This is a genomic window from Pseudomonas sp. GL_117 (assembly GCF_057835125.1).
The window spans coordinates 4831992-4847717 of record NZ_CM174418.1 but is presented as its reverse complement, the minus strand read 5'-3'; the positions used below and the strand labels follow the sequence as shown (position 1 = coordinate 4847717).

Annotated in this window: 12 protein-coding genes; 1 reads left to right on the top strand and 11 read right to left on the bottom strand. The window is 60.7% G+C overall.

Annotated elements, in window-relative coordinates; translation table 11 throughout:
• Positions 1-73: 73 nt before the first annotated feature.
• The 11 genes from AC3ISR_RS22030 to arcD (AC3ISR_RS21980) all read right to left on the bottom strand — a co-directional run bounded on the left by AC3ISR_RS22030 (position 74) and on the right by arcD (AC3ISR_RS21980) (position 13849).
• Positions 74-292 (bottom strand): cold-shock protein, encoded by a 219-nt coding sequence (locus AC3ISR_RS22030; protein WP_192299420.1) that lies wholly within the window; start codon positions 290-292, stop codon positions 74-76.
• A gap of 391 nt (positions 293-683) precedes the next feature.
• A complete protein-coding gene (gene gcvT / locus AC3ISR_RS22025; RefSeq protein ID WP_463984264.1) occupies positions 684-1808 on the bottom strand; it encodes a glycine cleavage system aminomethyltransferase GcvT in 1125 nt (374 codons plus the stop codon).
• A gap of 39 nt (positions 1809-1847) precedes the next feature.
• Positions 1848-3224 (bottom strand): L-serine ammonia-lyase, encoded by a 1377-nt coding sequence (locus AC3ISR_RS22020; RefSeq protein WP_463984265.1) that lies wholly within the window; start codon positions 3222-3224, stop codon positions 1848-1850.
• A 161-nt stretch (positions 3225-3385) separates the two neighbouring features.
• The gene (gcvP, locus tag AC3ISR_RS22015; protein WP_192299417.1) at positions 3386-6226 is read right to left on the bottom strand and encodes an aminomethyl-transferring glycine dehydrogenase; all 2841 of its coding nucleotides are present in this window, start codon (positions 6224-6226) and stop codon (positions 3386-3388) included.
• A gap of 10 nt (positions 6227-6236) precedes the next feature.
• Positions 6237-6620, bottom strand: coding sequence for a glycine cleavage system protein GcvH (gene gcvH / locus AC3ISR_RS22010; RefSeq protein ID WP_192299416.1), 384 nt, complete (start codon positions 6618-6620; stop codon positions 6237-6239).
• 333 nt (positions 6621-6953) lie between these two features.
• Positions 6954-8462, bottom strand: a complete 1509-nt coding sequence (locus AC3ISR_RS22005; RefSeq protein WP_192299415.1) for a sigma-54-dependent transcriptional regulator — start codon at positions 8460-8462, stop codon at positions 6954-6956.
• A 197-nt stretch (positions 8463-8659) separates the two neighbouring features.
• Entirely contained in the window at positions 8660-9022 is a 363-nt protein-coding gene (locus AC3ISR_RS22000; protein ID WP_192299414.1) for a DUF5064 family protein, read from the bottom strand.
• A gap of 18 nt (positions 9023-9040) precedes the next feature.
• Positions 9041-9970 (bottom strand): carbamate kinase, encoded by a 930-nt coding sequence (gene arcC / locus AC3ISR_RS21995; protein WP_192299413.1) that lies wholly within the window; start codon positions 9968-9970, stop codon positions 9041-9043.
• A gap of 90 nt (positions 9971-10060) precedes the next feature.
• Positions 10061-11071, bottom strand: coding sequence for an ornithine carbamoyltransferase (locus tag AC3ISR_RS21990; RefSeq protein WP_192299412.1), 1011 nt, complete (start codon positions 11069-11071; stop codon positions 10061-10063).
• 69 nt (positions 11072-11140) lie between these two features.
• Positions 11141-12397 (bottom strand): arginine deiminase, encoded by a 1257-nt coding sequence (gene arcA, locus AC3ISR_RS21985; protein ID WP_192299411.1) that lies wholly within the window; start codon positions 12395-12397, stop codon positions 11141-11143.
• Between the two features lie 24 nt (positions 12398-12421).
• Positions 12422-13849, bottom strand: coding sequence for an arginine-ornithine antiporter (arcD, locus tag AC3ISR_RS21980; protein WP_192299410.1), 1428 nt, complete (start codon positions 13847-13849; stop codon positions 12422-12424).
• A 446-nt stretch (positions 13850-14295) separates the two neighbouring features.
• On the opposite strand from arcD (AC3ISR_RS21980), the gene arcD (AC3ISR_RS21975) reads away from it, so the two are divergent.
• A complete protein-coding gene (gene arcD / locus AC3ISR_RS21975; protein WP_192299409.1) occupies positions 14296-15723 on the top strand; it encodes an arginine-ornithine antiporter in 1428 nt (475 codons plus the stop codon).
• Positions 15724-15726: the final 3 nt, after the last annotated feature.

Sequence of the window (15726 nt, the reverse complement as noted above, 5' to 3'; positions counted from 1 at the left end):
AAGCCATAGTACGGAATAACGCCCATAAAAAAGCCCCTGATGTCATATCAGGGGCTTTTTGTCGCAGGAAGGATCAGCCTTCTGCTTGTACTTCGTCTGCTTGCAGGCCTTTTTGGCCCTGGATCGAGACGAAGGTCACTTTCTGGCCTTCTTTCAGGCTCTTGAAGCCGTTGCCCTGAATAGCGCGGAAATGCACGAACAGATCCGGGCCGCTTTCTGGAGTGATAAAACCAAACCCTTTTTCGTCGTTAAACCACTTGACGGTGCCGCTCTGACGTTTGCTATCCGACATTTTCTTATTTCCTTGACGCTAAAAATTAATGACAGCCTCTTTCGCATGAAAGAGTACTGGACTGGATTGCAGGAAAGTAAGACGTCGAACGGGTTGTAGCGCAACTACTTCAGCTACTGCCCAGGTCCAGGTTCAAAGCGACCCATGCAAACACAGTGGGCAAACTCTACGCCAACTAATAAGTAAAATACAAGCCCTGACAAAACCCCAGCGTTTGCTCGGTTTTATGACACTTTGGTGGCTGTTCGGGACTGGCCTTATTCGATAGAGTTGATCACTTGTTATAGGATATTCCTTAATGTATTGACTATCGTCAATGCACTGTTTTATGGCGGTTGCGTTACAAATTAGTGCGCATTAACGCAACCGCGTTACTTATAGGAACAGTTACTCAGCCACGATAGTAACGCTGTGGGACGAATGGCGTTTTACTTACACGAAGAGGCACCTTTTTCCCACGTACCAACGCAGAGACTTCAGTGTCCAGCGCGATGAATGCGCTGTCCAGGTAACCCATGGCGAGCGGGCCGCCGAGGGTCGGACCAAAACCGCCGCTGCACACGCAGCCGATCACGGTGCCGTGTTCGTCGACGATCTCTGCGCCTTCCCGTACCGGCGTGCGTTCTTGCGGCAGCAGGCCCACACGCTTGCGGCTCACACCGGCTTGCTGTTGGGTGAAGATGCGGTCGGCACCCGGGAAGCCGCCGGCACGCGCGCCGTCGGCCCGGCGGACCTTGGAGATCGCCCACAGCAGGCTGGCTTCGATCGGCGTGGTGTCGGCGTTCATGTCATGGCCGTACAGGCACAGGCCGGCTTCCAGGCGCAGGGAGTCGCGGGCGCCCAGGCCGATGGGCTGGACTTCGGTCTCGGCCAGCAGGCTGCGGGCCAGGCTTTCGGCGCTGGCAGCGGGTACGGAGATTTCAAAACCGTCTTCACCGGTGTAGCCCGAACGGCTGACATAGCAGTCCACCCCCAGCAGGCGCAGGGAGGCGAACTGCATGAAGGTCATCTTGGTGACTTCCGGCGCCAGGCGCGCCAGCACCTTTACCGCCGCCGGGCCTTGCAGGGCGAGCAGGGCGCGTTCTTCGAACAGCGGTTCGATGCTGCATTGTTCGCCAATGTGTTTGCGCAGGTGCGCCAGGTCCTGGTCCTTGCAGGCCGCGTTGACCACCAGGAACAGTTCGTCGTTACCCAGGTTGGCCACCATCAGGTCGTCGAGGATGCCGCCCTGCTCGTTGGTGAACATCGCGTAGCGCTGCATGCCGACCGGCAGGTCGATGATGTCGACCGGTACCAGGGTTTCCAGGGCCTTGGCGGCATTCGCGCCGGTGAGGCGGATCTGGCCCATGTGGGACACGTCGAACAACCCGGCCTGTTCACGGGTGTGCAGGTGTTCCTTCATCACGCCCAGTGGGTATTGCACCGGCATGTCGTAGCCGGCAAAGGGCACCATGCGCGCGCCGAGTTCGATGTGCAGGGCATGCAGTGGGGTTTTCAACAGGGTTTCGGTGGACATGTTCAGCTCCTGAAAAACGTGCTGGCGCGCCTTGAGGCGTCAGCACTCGATAATGTTGACCGCCAAACCGCCACGGGCGGTTTCCTTGTATTTGCTTTTCATATCGGCGCCGGTCTGGCGCATGGTGCGGATGACCTTGTCGAGGGACACAAAGTGCTGCCCGTCGCCGCGCAAGGCCATGCGTACCGCATTGATGGCTTTCACCGAGCCCATCGCATTGCGCTCGATGCACGGCACCTGCACCAGCCCGCCAATCGGGTCGCAGGTCAGGCCGAGGTTGTGCTCCATGCCGATTTCGGCGGCGTTTTCCACCTGGGAAACCGTGCCGCCCAACACCTCACACAGGGCGCCGGCGGCCATTGAACAGGCCACGCCGACTTCGCCCTGGCAGCCGACTTCGGCGCCGGAAATCGAGGCGTTTTCCTTGTACAGAATGCCGATGGCGGCAGCGGTGAGCAGAAAGCGCACCACGCCGTCTTCGTTCGCGCCGGGGATAAAGCGCATGTAGTAATGCAGCACCGCCGGCACGATTCCGGCCGCACCGTTGGTGGGCGCCGTCACGACGCGTCCGCCATTGGCGTTTTCTTCGTTGACGGCCAGGGCATAGAGGTTGACCCAGTCCAGTACCGACAGCGGATCACGCAGCGCCGATTCCGGGTTTTTGCACAGCTGGCGATGCAACGCCGCCGCGCGGCGCTTGACCTTCAAACCGCCGGGCAAGATGCCTTCATTGCGACAGCCCGCAGCCACACAATCTTGCATCACCTGCCAGATCTTCAGCAGCCCGGCGCGGGTTTCGGCTTCGGGGCGCCAGGCACTTTCGTTGGTCAGCATGACCTGGCTGATAGACAGCCCGTAGGTCGTGCAATGCTGCAGCAAGTCTTTACCGTGTTTGAACGGGAAGGTCAGCGGGGTGGCATCTTCGACGATACGGTCGGCGCCGGCCGCGTCTTCATCCACCACAAAACCACCACCGACCGAGTAGTACTCGCGGCTGCGGATCTGGATATGGGCGGTGTCGAAGGCACGAAAAATCATGCCGTTGGGATGGTAGGCGAGGGGTTTGCGAATCATCGCCAGGTGTTCTTTCTCGTTGAACACGATGCTGTGTTCGCCGAGCAGATTGAGGCGGCCGTCCTTGCGCATCTGCGCCAGGCGCGTGGCCACGGTTTCGGTGTTGACGGTGTCCGGGTGTTCGCCTTCCAGGCCCAGCAACACGGCCTTGTCGCTGCCGTGGCCTTTGCCGGTGGCGCCCAGCGAGCCGTAGAGTTCCACCTTGACGCAAGTGGTGGCGCTCAGCAGGTCGTCACGCTTGAGCCCCTCGACGAATCGAGCGGCGGCGCGCATCGGGCCGACGGTGTGGGAGCTGGAGGGGCCGATGCCAATCTTGAACAGGTCGAACACGCTTAAAGACATGGTTGTTCTCCGGTTTCTTATTATTTTCTGAAGGCCCACTCGGTTAAATGTGGGAGCGGGCTTGCTCGCGAAAGCGGTGGGTCAATCACAGTTGTATCAACTGATAGACCGCATTCGCGAGCAAGCCCGCTCCCACATTTTTGACCGAGTACAGCCTCAGGTTACGCGTAGCTCTCGATGGAAGGGCAGGCGCACACCAGATTGCGATCACCAAACACGTTGTCCACGCGCCCAACCGGCGGCCAGTACTTGCCTTCGATCAACGACGGCACCGGGTACACCGCTTGCTCGCGGGTGTACGGGTGCGTCCATTCACCGACCAGTTCAGCGGCGGTGTGCGGGGCGTTTTTCAGTGGGTTGTCGTCCTTGTCCAGGGTGCCGTTTTCCACTGCGCGGATTTCTTCGCGGATGGCGATCATGGCGTTGCAGAAGCGGTCCAGTTCTTCCTTGGATTCGCTCTCGGTCGGCTCGATCATCAAGGTGCCGGCCACCGGGAACGACATGGTTGGCGCATGGAAACCGAAGTCGATCAGGCGCTTGGCCACGTCATCCACGCTGATGCCGCTGCTGTCTTTCAATGGGCGCAGATCCAGGATGCATTCGTGGGCGACCAGGCCGTTGCTGCCGGTGTAGAGGACCGGGTAGTGCTCTTCCAGGCGACGGGAAATGTAGTTGGCATTCAGGATTGCCAGCTGCGAAGCGCGCTTGAGGCCCGCACCGCCCATCATGCTGATGTACATCCAGGTGATCGGCAAAATGCTCGCGCTGCCGAACGGCGCCGCGCACACCGCGCCTTCCTTGCGTTCCATGGCCGCGTGGCCCGGCAGGAACGGCGTGAGGTGCGCTTTGACGCCAATCGGGCCGACGCCCGGGCCGCCACCGCCGTGGGGAATGCAAAAGGTCTTGTGCAGGTTCAGGTGGGACACGTCGCCGCCGAACTTGCCCGGTGCGCACAGGCCGACCATGGCGTTCATGTTGGCGCCGTCGATGTACACCTGGCCGCCGTTGTCGTGGATGATCCCGCAGATTTCGCGGATACCTTCTTCGAACACGCCGTGGGTGGACGGGTAGGTGATCATCATTGCGGCGAGCTGATCGCGGTGCTCGATGGCCTTGGCGCGCAGGTCTTCGATGTCGACGTTGCCGCGGGCATCGCAGGCGGTCACCACCACACGCATGCCGGCCATGTTGGCGGTGGCCGGGTTGGTGCCGTGGGCCGACGACGGGATCAAGCAGATGTCGCGGCGCGCATCGCCACGGCTCTGGTGATAGGCACGGATCGCCAGGAGGCCGGCGTACTCACCCTGGGAACCGGCGTTCGGTTGCAGGGAGATCGCGTCGTAACCTGTGGCCGCGCAGAGCATGGCTTCCAGGTCGGAGGTCAGCTCCAGGTAGCCGGCGCTCTGCTCGGCCGGGGCGAACGGGTGCAGGGCGCCGAACTCGGCCCAGGTCACCGGGATCATTTCGCTGGCGGCGTTGAGCTTCATGGTGCACGAGCCCAGCGGGATCATGGTGCGGTCCAGCGCCAGGTCCTTGTCGGCCAGTTTGCGCAGGTAGCGCATCAGCTCGGTTTCCGAGTGATAGCGGTTGAACACCGGGTGGCTGAGCACCGGCGATTGGCGCAGCAGCGCGGCGGGCAGGGTGCTGTCGACGCTGGCATTGAAGTCCGGCAGGGCCTTGCCGTCGGCGAAGATCGCCCACAGGGTTTCGATGTCGGCCTGGGTGGTGGTTTCATCCACGGAAACGCCAAGACGCTCAGCGTCTACCACACGCAGGTTGATGCGCTGGGCACGGGCCTTGTCATGCAGGGCCGCGGTGTGGGCGCCGGTGTTGAGGGTGAGGGTGTCGAAGAAGTTTTGCTGCTCGGCCTTGAAACCCAGGGTAGCCAGGCCGTTGGCCAGGATCGCGGCCAGCTGGTGCACACGCTGGGCAATCTGGGTCAGGCCTTTGGGGCCGTGGTACACGGCGTACATGCTGGCGATGTTGGCCAGCAGCACCTGGGCGGTGCAGATGTTCGATGTGGCTTTCTCGCGGCGGATATGTTGCTCGCGGGTCTGCATGGCCAGGCGCAGGGCCGGCTTGCCGAAACGGTCGACGGACACACCGACCAGGCGGCCGGGCATGTCGCGCTTGAACGCATCCTTGGTGGAGAAGTACGCCGCGTGCGGGCCACCAAAGCCCAGCGGCACGCCGAAGCGTTGTGCGCTGCCGATGGCCACGTCGGCGCCGAACTCGCCCGGCGGGGCCAGCAGGGTCAGGGCCAGCAGGTCGGCGGCCACGGCCACCAGGGCGTTGGCGGCGTGGAAGCGCTCGGTCAGTGCGCGGTAGTCGAACACGTCGCCATTGCTGGCCGGGTATTGCAGCAGGGCGCCGAAGAACGGGCTGACATCGGTCAGTTCGCGTTCGTCGCCCACCACCACGTCGATGCCCAGTGGCTCGGCACGGGTGCGCAGCACGTCGAGGGTTTGCGGGTGGCTGTGGATCGAGGCGAAGAAGGCGTTGCTGCCCTTGTTCTTGCTCAGGCGCTTGCAGAAGGTCATGGCTTCTGCAGCGGCGGTGGCTTCGTCCAGCAGCGAGGCGTTGGCGATCGGCAGGCCGGTAAGGTCGCTGATCAGGGTCTGGAAGTTCAGCAGCGCTTCCAGACGGCCTTGGGAGATTTCCGGCTGGTACGGCGTGTAGGCGGTGTACCAGGCCGGGTTTTCCAGGAGGTTGCGCAGGATCGGCGCCGGCGTGTGGCAGTTGTAGTAGCCCTGGCCGATGTAGGTCTTGAACAGTTGGTTCTTGCCGGCGATGGCCTTGATCTTGGCCAGGGCCGCGGCTTCGCTCAGGCCGTCTTCCAGGCCGAGTACGCTGGTGCCCTTGATGCTTTCCGGGATCACGCTGGCGCTCAGGGCTTCGAGGGAGTCGAAACCGAGGCTGGCGAGCATATGTTGCTCGTCTTGCGCGCGCGGGCCGATGTGGCGGGCGATGAATTCGTTGGCGGTGCTGATGTTAACGGTCATTGCGCGCTCCTCAAGCTTCGGCGTTGGCTTTGATCAGGCGGTCGTACGCGTCCTGATCCAACAGTTTAGCTACCGCGTCGGCATCGGCCGGTTTAAAGCGGAAGAACCAGCCTTCGCCCAGCGGGTCTTCGTTGACCAGTTCCGGGCTGTCGCTCAGTTTGTCGTTCACTTCCAGCACTTCGCCGGTCAGGGGCATGTACACGCCGCTGGCGGCCTTGACCGATTCCACGGTGGACGCTTCGGCGCCTTGCTCGTAGGCCTGCAACTCCGGCAGTTGCACGAAAACCACGTCACCCAGCGCGTTCTGCGCAAAAGCCGTGATACCCACGGTGACGCTGCCGTCAGCTTCGGCGCGCAGCCATTCGTGATCTTCGGTGAAACGCAACTCGCTCATGAAAACTCCTCAGGGCCAGAATCGTCTGGTGGACGGGATTGGAATAATGAGGAGTTGCTTAGCAAGAACGCGGCCAAGGTTATTAAATTGTTATAAAACAACGACTTAGTTAATTTGGTTAGAGCGTTATGCATTTCGCCTGTAGCGATTTCGATACAGTTGGACCCGTTAAAAAAAGCCTATGTGGATCAAAGCCTTGCATGGCACGCAAAAAACAGGGTTGTAGCGAAATCGTTACGCTGTAGCGCTTTCAGTACACGGAATGTCGTTCCTGGACCAAAAATGGGAAGGCATCCCAAATGTGGGAGCATTCCACATTTGGATTTTGTGAGTTCAGGGCTTGTTGGGAATGCCGTACTTGCGCAAGCGATGGGCAATCGCCGTATGGGAGGTCTGCAAACGGCTGGCCAGTTGGCGGGTCGAGGGGTAGCTGGTGTAGAGCGTTTCCAGCAGGTTGCGTTCGAAGTCTTCCATCGCCTGCTCCAGGCTGTCGACTTCGTTGTCATTCTGGCGGGCCACCGAGGTGCCGGCGATGTCGAGGTCGCCGATGTCCACCAGGCTGCTTTCGCAGATGGCGGCGGCGCGGAAGATCACGTTTTGCAACTGGCGCACATTGCCCGGCCAGCGGTTGCCCAGCAGCGCCGGATAGGTGCCGGGGGCCAGGCGGCAGACCGGGCGCTGGATCTGCGCGCAGGCCTGCTGCATGAAGTAGCGCGCCAGCAGCAGGATGTCCTGGCCCCGTTGGCGCAGCGGCGGCACTTCGACGTTGAGCACGTTGAGGCGGTAGAACAGGTCTTCGCGGAAGGTGCCTTCGCTGACCATCTTTTCCAGGTCGCGGTGGGTGGCGCTGAGGATGCGCACGTTGACCTTCACCTCACGGTCACCCCCCACGCGACGGAAACTGCCGTCATTGAGAAAACGCAGGAGCTTGGCCTGCAGATACGGCGACATCTCGCCGATTTCATCGAGAAACACCGTGCCCTGGTTGGCCAGCTCCATCAGCCCCGGCTTGCCACCGCGCTGGGCGCCGGTAAACGCGCCCGGTGCATAGCCGAACAACTCGCTCTCGGCGAGGTTTTCCGGCAACGCCGCGCAGTTCAGTGCCAGGAACGGTGCACTGTGCCGCGCACTGATGGCGTGGCAGGCCCGCGCCACCAGTTCCTTGCCCGTGCCGGTTTCGCCCTGGATCAACAGCGGCGCATCCAGCGCCGCCACCCGCTGTGCGCGGGCCTTGAGGGTGCGGATCACCGGGGACTCGCCGAGCAGCGCATCAAAGCCTTCGGCGTGGTCGTGGTGCAGTGCCGACAGTTGTTCGCCGATGCGGTTGGGTTGGTACAACGTCAGCAGGGCGCCGGCGTCTGTGATCGGCGTGGCGTCCAGCAGCAGGGTCTGGCCGTTGACGCTGATTTCGCGCAAGGGCAAACGAAAGCCCTGCTCCAGCAAGGTCTCCAGCAGCTTGGGGTCGTTGAACAGTGCGCTGATGCTTTCCCCGGCCGGTTCGCGGCCGTACAGGGCGATCAGTGCCGGGTTGGCCAGCAGGATCGTGCCCGCGCTGTCCAGCGCCAGCACCGGGTCGGTCATGGCGGCCAGCAGGGCGTCGAGTTGCAGGTGGCGACGTTGGCCGGGAAGGATGTCGACCACGGTGACGGCTTGCACGCCATGCACGCTGAACAACGCATCACGCAGTTCTTCGAGCACATCAGCGCTGAGGGTCGGCGCGTCGATATAGACGTTGGGCGGCACCATCTCCACCGCATCCAGGTTGAGATTGCGCCCACCGAGCAGGGCCAGGACTTCCTGGGTGATGCCGACGCGGTCGATGAAGCTGACGTGGATACGCATGGGATGGCGCTTGGTTCTGGGATGCGAAGGGTGCCAAGTATGCCTTGGAGCGAGGGTAGAGGTGAAATCTCACATGGGATGAAGATCCAAATGTGGGAGCGGGCTTGCTCGCGAATGCGGTGTATCAGTCACTGATGTGCTAACTGATCGACCGCATTCGCGAGCAAGCCCGCTCCCACAGGGGATTTACGCTGTGCTTACTCTAAGTGCTCAGGTTTGACCGGATCACCTGGCTTCACATCCAGTTGACGGCGCACATCCTCGAACATCAAGTCGTACTGCTTGTGCATCGAGCCGTTGAGCACCGCCACCTTTGGCATGCCGTACTTCTGCGCAATGTTCATCGCATGCCGGGCAAAGTCGAATGCCTGGTCCTTGGGCAGGAAAAACTCCTCTTTGATGTCCTTGCCCTGCACCGAGCCATGCAGCTTGAAGAGCATGCCCTTGCCTTCCTTGGGGTCCTGGCTGACTTCATAGTCGATGCACAGGTTGTAGCTGTAGTCATTGGCATTGAGTGCATGACGTTCAACGTGCAAGTGACCCGGTTCAAAGGTGGCCATCGGCGTTTCTCCTCAACTTCACAGGTAGGTAATGCCAGGCTTTGCCGTGCTGATGCGTGTACCGGCGCTGCCCTGGACGATCGCTTCGATGTCCGAGAGTGAACCGATGACTGCGGTTTTGCCAGTCTTGCGGGCGAACTCGCAGGCCGCTTGCACCTTGGGCCCCATGGAGCCGGCGGCGAAGCCGAGTTTCTCGATTTCGTCGGGGTGGGCATGGCCGATGGCTTTCTGGGTCGGCTTGCCGTAGTCGATAAAGGCCGCGTTGACGTCGGTGGCGATCACCAGCAGATCGGCGTCCAGTTGCGAGGCCAACAGCGACGAACACAGGTCTTTGTCGATCACCGCCTCAATGCCACGCAGTTTGCCGTCTTCGCCATACATGGTCGGGATGCCGCCGCCGCCAGCGCAGATCACGATGGCGCTTTTTTCCAGCAGCCACTTGATCGGGCGGATTTCAAAGATGCGTTTGGGCCGCGGGCTGGCGACCACACGGCGGTACTTGTCGCCATCCGGCGCAATGGCCCAGCCTTTTTCGGCGGCGAGCTTCTGCGCTTCGGCCTTGGAATACACCGGGCCAATCGGTTTGGTCGGGTTCTGGAAGGCCGGGTCCTTGGCGTCGACTTCGACCTGGGTGAGCAGGGTGGCGAACGGCACCTCGAAGTCCAGCAGGTTGCCCAGTTCCTGTTCGATGATGTAGCCGATCATGCCTTCGGTCTCGGCGCCCAGCACATCCAGCGGGTAAGGCGAAACCTGGGTGTAGGCCGCCGCCTGCAACGACAGCAGGCCGACTTGCGGACCATTGCCGTGGGCGATCACCAGTTCGTTGCCAGAATGGATCTTGGCGATCTGTTCGGTGGCGATCCGGATATTGGCGCGTTGGTTGTCCGCGGTCATGGGTTCACCACGGCGGAGCAGGGCGTTGCCGCCCAGTGCAACGACGATACGCATACAGAGTGTCCTTCTGAAATTCATCGTTGTGAACACGGTGCAAAAAATGTGGGAGCAAGCCCGCTCCCACAGTTGACCGCATTCCTTCAGTTACAGGTCGGCGAGGGTGGAGACCAGGATCGCCTTGATGGTGTGCATGCGGTTTTCCGCCTGCTCGAAGGCAATGCACGCCGGCGACTCGAACACGTCATCCGTCACTTCAATGCCATTGGCCAGGTGCGGATACTGTTCGGCAATCTGCTTGCCGATCTTGGTATCGCTGTTGTGGAACGCCGGCAGGCAGTGCATGAACTTGGTGCGTGGGTTGCCGGTGGCTTTCATCAACTGGGCGTTCACCTGGTACGGCAGCAGTTGCTCGATGCGTTCAGCCCAGGCTTCCACTGGCTCGCCCATGGACACCCAGACGTCGGTGTGGATGAAGTCCACGCCTTTGACCGCAGCTTTCGGGTCGTCGGTGAGGGTGAGGCGTGCGCCGCTTTCTTCCGCGTATTTTTTGCAGCGGCTGACCAGGTCATCGTGGGGCCACAGCGCTTTCGGTGCGCAGATGCGTACGTCCATGCCGAGTTTGGAACCTACCAGCAGCAGCGAGTTGCCCATGTTGTTGCGTGCGTCACCCAGGTAGGCGTAGCTGATCTCGTGAATCGGCTTGTCGGCGTGTTCACGCATGGTCAGCACGTCGGCGATCATCTGGGTCGGGTGGTATTCGTCGGTCAGGCCGTTGAATACGGGCACCCCGGCGAACTTGGCCAGTTCCTCGACGATTTCCTGCTTGAAGCCACGGTATTCGATGGCGTCATACATGCGCCCGAGCACGCGGGCGGTGTCTTTCATGCTTTCTTTGTGGCCGATCTGCGACGAGCCCGGGTCGATGTAGGTGACGTTGGCGCCCTGGTCATAGGCCGCCACTTCGAAGGCGCATCGGGTGCGGGTCGAGGTTTTTTCGAAGATCAGCGCAATGTTGTTGCCCTTGAGGTGCTGCTGTTCGGTGCCGGTGTACTTGGCGCGCTTGAGGTCGCGGGACAGGTCCAGCAGGTAGCGCAGCTCGCGCGGGGTGTGGTGTTCCAGGCTGAGCAGGCTGCGGTTGTGGATGTTGAACGCCATGATGATTCTCCTTGGATTCGGTAATCGGCCCGGTCGGCGCGGGATATGCGCCGCCGGGTGGATGGTCGTTTAGTAGTCGATAGGGTCGCGGATGATCGGGCAGGTCATGCAGTGGCCGCCGCCACGGCCCCGGCCGAGTTCACCGGCGCTGATGGTGATGACTTCCACGCCGGCCTTGCGCAGCAGGGTGTTGGTGTAGGTGTTGCGGTCGTAGCCGATGACCACGCCGGGCTCCACGGCGACCACGTTGTTGCCGTCGTCCCACTGCTCGCGCTCGGCGGCGAAGGCGTTGCCGCCGGTTTCCACTACCCGCAGGGCCTTGAGGCCAAGGGCAGCGGCAACGGTGTCGAGGAAGTTGGTTTTTTCGCGTTGGATGTCGATACCGTGCGGCTTGCTTTCGTCAGGGCGCAGGGTGAAGGCGACGATCTGGTTGACCACTTCGGGGAAGATGGTCACGAGGTCGCGGTCGCAGAAGCTGAACACGGTGTCCAGGTGCATCGCGGCGCGGGATTTCGGCAGACCGGCAACGATCACCTTCTCCACCGCCTTGTTCTTGAACAGGTTGCGCGCCAGCTGGCCGATCGCCTGGTGGGACGAGCGCTCGCCCATGCCGATCAACACCACCCCGTTGCCGATCGGCATCACGTCGCCGCCTTCCAGGGTGGACGCGCCATGATCCTTGTCGGGGTCGCCATACCAGACCTGGAAGTCGGCGTTGGTGAACTCGGGGTGGAATTTGTAGATGGCCGAAGCCAGCAGGGTTTCCTGACGTCGCGCCGGCCAGTACATCGGGTTCAGCGTCACGCCGCCATAGATCCAGCAAGTGGTGTCACGGGTGAACTGGGTGTTGGGCAGTGGCGGCAGGATGAAGCTGGCGTGGCCGAGGAAGTCGCGGAACATTTCGATGGTCTTGCCGCCGAACTGGCTCGGCAGGTCATCGGCCGAGACGCCACCGATGAGGAACTCGGCGACCTTGCGTGGTTCCAGGCTGCGCAGCCAGGAGCCGACTTCATTGACCAGGCCCAGGCCGACCGTATCGGCAGTGATCTTGCGTTCCAGGATCCAGTCCAGCGCTTCAGGGATGGCAACGATGTCGGTGAGCAGGTTGTGCATTTCCAGCACATCAATATCCCGCTCGCGCATCTTGGTCACGAAGTCGAAATGGTCGCGCTTGGCCTGGGCCACCCACAGCACATCATCGAACAGCAGTTCATCGCAGTTGTTGGGCGTCAGCCGCTGGTGGGCCAGGCCTGGGGAGCACACCATGACTTTGCGCAGTTTGCCGGCTTCGGAATGTACGCCGTACTTCACTTTTTCCGTGGTCATTACAGATCCTCCAGTTATCAACAATTACAAGGTTAGGAAACCGTCGTAGAGCCCATAGGCCGCCACCAGGGCGCCAATGACCACTGCGGCGAAGATCAGCTTCTCGACGTTGGTGAAAATCGGTTTGCCCAGTTCACGCTTGGCCTTGGCGAACAGGATTGCGCCGGGGGCGTAGAGCAGGGCGGAGAGCAGCAGGTATTTGGTACCGCCGGCGTAAAGCAGCCAGATCGCATAGATCAGGGCGACGGCGCCGATGAACAGGTCTTTCTGGCGCTCCTTCAGGGCGTTTTCGTAGGTCTCGCCGCGCACCGCCAGCAGCAGGGCGTAGGCCGCCGACCACAGGTACGGCACCAGGATCATCGAGGTGGCGAGGTAGATCAGCGACAAGTAGGTGCTGGCGGAGAACAGCGTGATCACCAGGAACACCTGCACCATCGCGTTGGTCAGCCACAGGGAGTTGACCGGCACGTGATTGGCGTTTTCCTTGCGCAGGAACTCCGGCATGGTGTGGTCCTTGGCGGCGGCGAACATGATCTCCGCACACAACAGCACCCACGACAGCAGCGCACCCAACAGCGAGATGATCAAGCCGACGCTGATCAGCACCGCGCCCCAGTGGCCCACCACGTGTTCCAGCACGGCGGCCATCGACGGGTTCTGCAGCTTGGCCAGTTCCGGTTGGGTCATGATCCCCAGGGACAGCACGTTCACCAGCATCAGGAACAGCAGCACGGTGATAAAGCCGATGACAGTGGCCTTACCCACGTCCGAGCGTTTCTCCGCACGGGACGAGAAGATGCTCGCGCCCTCGATACCGATGAACACCCACACGGTGACCAGCATCATGTTGCGCACCTGGTTCATCACGCTACCCAGGCTCGGGTTTTTCACGCCCCAGATGTCGGCGGTGAAGATGTCCAGCTTGAACGCGAACAGTGCGATCAACACGAACAGCACCAGCGGCACGACCTTGGCGACGGTAGTCACCAGGTTGATGAACGCCGCTTCCTTGATCCCGCGCAGCACCAGGAAGTGCACGGCCCATAGCAGCACCGATGCGCCGATCACGGCTGCGGGGGTGTTGCCTTCGCCGAAGATCGGAAAGAAGTAACCGAGGGTGCTGAACAAGAGTACGAAGTACCCCACGTTGCCTAGCCAGGCACTGATCCAGTAGCCCCAGGCCGACGAGAAGCCCATGTAGTCGCCGAAACCGGCCTTGGCGTAGGCGTACACGCCGCCGTCGAGGTCGGGCTTGCGATTGGCAAGGGTTTGAAAGACGAACGCGAGGGTCAACATGCCAATGGCGGTAATGACCCAACCGATCAACACCGCGCCCACATCAGCACTGGCGGCCATGTTTTGCGGCAGTGAGAAGATCCCGCCACCAATCATCGAACCCACGACAAGTGCAACCAGTGCGCCAAGCCTAAGTTTTCCAGGAGTTTCAGACATTGCGTGACTCCAATGCAGGAGAAGAGAGACCACAGAATAAATCCGTGAGCTATTCAAACAGCTGACTCAGATCACTTCATTGGCACATTCCATTGTGAATTAATGACTTAGGATGGAATCCCATTGGCAATGAAAAGCTCCGAAAGGTGCTTTCCAGAGCGGCTCCTCCGTTATAGTTAACTAATTAGTCAGGGGGTTGGACGTTTGAAGCTAGACCGTTTTCACGGATGTGCAAACTTTTTGTACGATGTTTTACAAAGCTTTCAGAATTGTAAAAGTTGATGGTGTATTTAAAATTCAAATAAGACTAAATGTGTTTTTTTGACATGCCATTGCGTTATGAACAGCCGAGTTTTATTTGCTATCGCTATTAAGCGCTACACTCATTTGCGTCCGTAGTTGAGTGCACAGTTGTCAGCTGATTTTTGTTTTAGCTAGGAGTCTGCATGTCCCAACCGGCCCAGAAGCTTCGACTCAGTGCCCTCATCGCCCTGGTGGTGGGGTCAATGATCGGCGGCGGAATTTTTTCCCTGCCACAAAATATGGCCGCCCGTGCCGAGGTGGGTGCGGTGTTGATCGGCTGGGGAATTACCGCCATCGGTATGTTGACCCTGGCGTTTGTGTTCCAGACCCTGGCCAATCGCAAGCCTGAACTGGATTCAGGCGTGTATGCCTATGCCAAGGCGGGGTTTGGCGACTACATGGGGTTTTCGTCGGCCTGGGGCTACTGGATCAGCGCATGGATGGGCAACGTCGGTTACTTCGTGTTGCTGTTCAGCACCCTCGGTTACTTTTTTCCGGTGTTTGGCCAGGGCAATACGCCGGTGGCCATCGGCTGTGCGTCGCTGCTGCTGTGGGCCGTGCATTTCCTGGTGATGCGCGGGATCAAGGAGGCGGCGTTCATCAATCAGATCACCACCGTGGCGAAGATCGTACCGTTGGTGATGTTTATCGTGATCGCCGTGGTGGCGTTCGAGGCCGACATCTTCACCCGTGACGTCTGGGGCCTGGGCAATCCGAAACTCGGCACGGTGGTGGATCAGGTGCGCAACATGATGCTGGTCACCGTGTTTGTGTTCATCGGCATTGAAGGTGCCAGCGTGTACTCGGCGCGCGCCGAAAAACGCTCGGACGTGGGCCGCGCCACCTTGATCGGTTTTCTCGGTGTGCTGGCGCTGTTGGTGCTGGTGAATGTGTTGTCATTGGGGATCATGAGCCAGTCGCAGCTCTCGCAACTGCAAAACCCCTCCCTGGCGGGCGTGCTGGAACATATCGTCGGGCCGTGGGGGGCAATGGCGATCAGCATCGGCCTGGCCGTGTCGTTGCTCGGCGCATTGCTGTCGTGGGCGCTGCTGTGTGCCGAAATCCTCTATGCCACGGCCCATGACAAGACCATGCCGGCGTTTTTGAAGAAGGAAAACACCAATCAGGTGCCGGTCAACGCGCTGTGGCTGACCAACGTGATGATCCAACTCTTCCTGGTGATCACGCTGTTTTCCCACAGCACCTACACCACGTTGATCTATCTGGCTTCGTCGATGATCCTGGTGCCGTATTTGTGGTCGGCGGCGTATGCGGTGCTGTTGAGTGGGCGCGGTGAAACCTATGAAGGTGAACAGGGCCGACGCATGAAGGATCTGCTGGTGGGCTTGATCGCGCTGGGGTATGCGGTGTGGCTGCTCTATGCCGGCGGGTTGAAATACCTGCTGCTGTCGGCGCTGTTGTATGCGCCGGGGGTGATTCTGTTTGCCCTGGCCAAGCGCGAGCAGGGGCAGCCGTTGTTCACCCACATGGAGAAAGGCATTTTCAGCTGCGTGATTGCGGGGGCGGGGTTGGCGGCGTATGGGTTGTACAGCGGAGTGTTGAGTTTGTGAGGG

Bases quoted from the DNA above. Each gene is read 5' to 3' on its own strand.
- AC3ISR_RS22030 (WP_192299420.1), bottom strand. From the start codon at position 292: ATGTCGGATAGCAAACGTCAGAGCGGCACCGTCAAGTGGTTTAACGAC.
- gcvT (WP_463984264.1), bottom strand. From the start codon at position 1,808: ATGTCCACCGAAACCCTGTTGAAAACCCCACTGCATGCCCTGCACATC.
- AC3ISR_RS22020 (WP_463984265.1), bottom strand. From the start codon at position 3,224: ATGTCTTTAAGCGTGTTCGACCTGTTCAAGATTGGCATCGGCCCCTCC.
- gcvP (WP_192299417.1), bottom strand. From the start codon at position 6,226: ATGACCGTTAACATCAGCACCGCCAACGAATTCATCGCCCGCCACATC.
- gcvH (WP_192299416.1), bottom strand. From the start codon at position 6,620: ATGAGCGAGTTGCGTTTCACCGAAGATCACGAATGGCTGCGCGCCGAA.
- AC3ISR_RS22005 (WP_192299415.1), bottom strand. From the start codon at position 8,462: ATGCGTATCCACGTCAGCTTCATCGACCGCGTCGGCATCACCCAGGAA.
- AC3ISR_RS22000 (WP_192299414.1), bottom strand. From the start codon at position 9,022: ATGGCCACCTTTGAACCGGGTCACTTGCACGTTGAACGTCATGCACTC.
- arcC (WP_192299413.1), bottom strand. From the start codon at position 9,970: ATGCGTATCGTCGTTGCACTGGGCGGCAACGCCCTGCTCCGCCGTGGT.
- AC3ISR_RS21990 (WP_192299412.1), bottom strand. From the start codon at position 11,071: ATGGCGTTCAACATCCACAACCGCAGCCTGCTCAGCCTGGAACACCAC.
- arcA (WP_192299411.1), bottom strand. From the start codon at position 12,397: ATGACCACGGAAAAAGTGAAGTACGGCGTACATTCCGAAGCCGGCAAA.
- arcD (WP_192299410.1), bottom strand. From the start codon at position 13,849: ATGTCTGAAACTCCTGGAAAACTTAGGCTTGGCGCACTGGTTGCACTT.
- arcD (WP_192299409.1), top strand. From the start codon at position 14,296: ATGTCCCAACCGGCCCAGAAGCTTCGACTCAGTGCCCTCATCGCCCTG.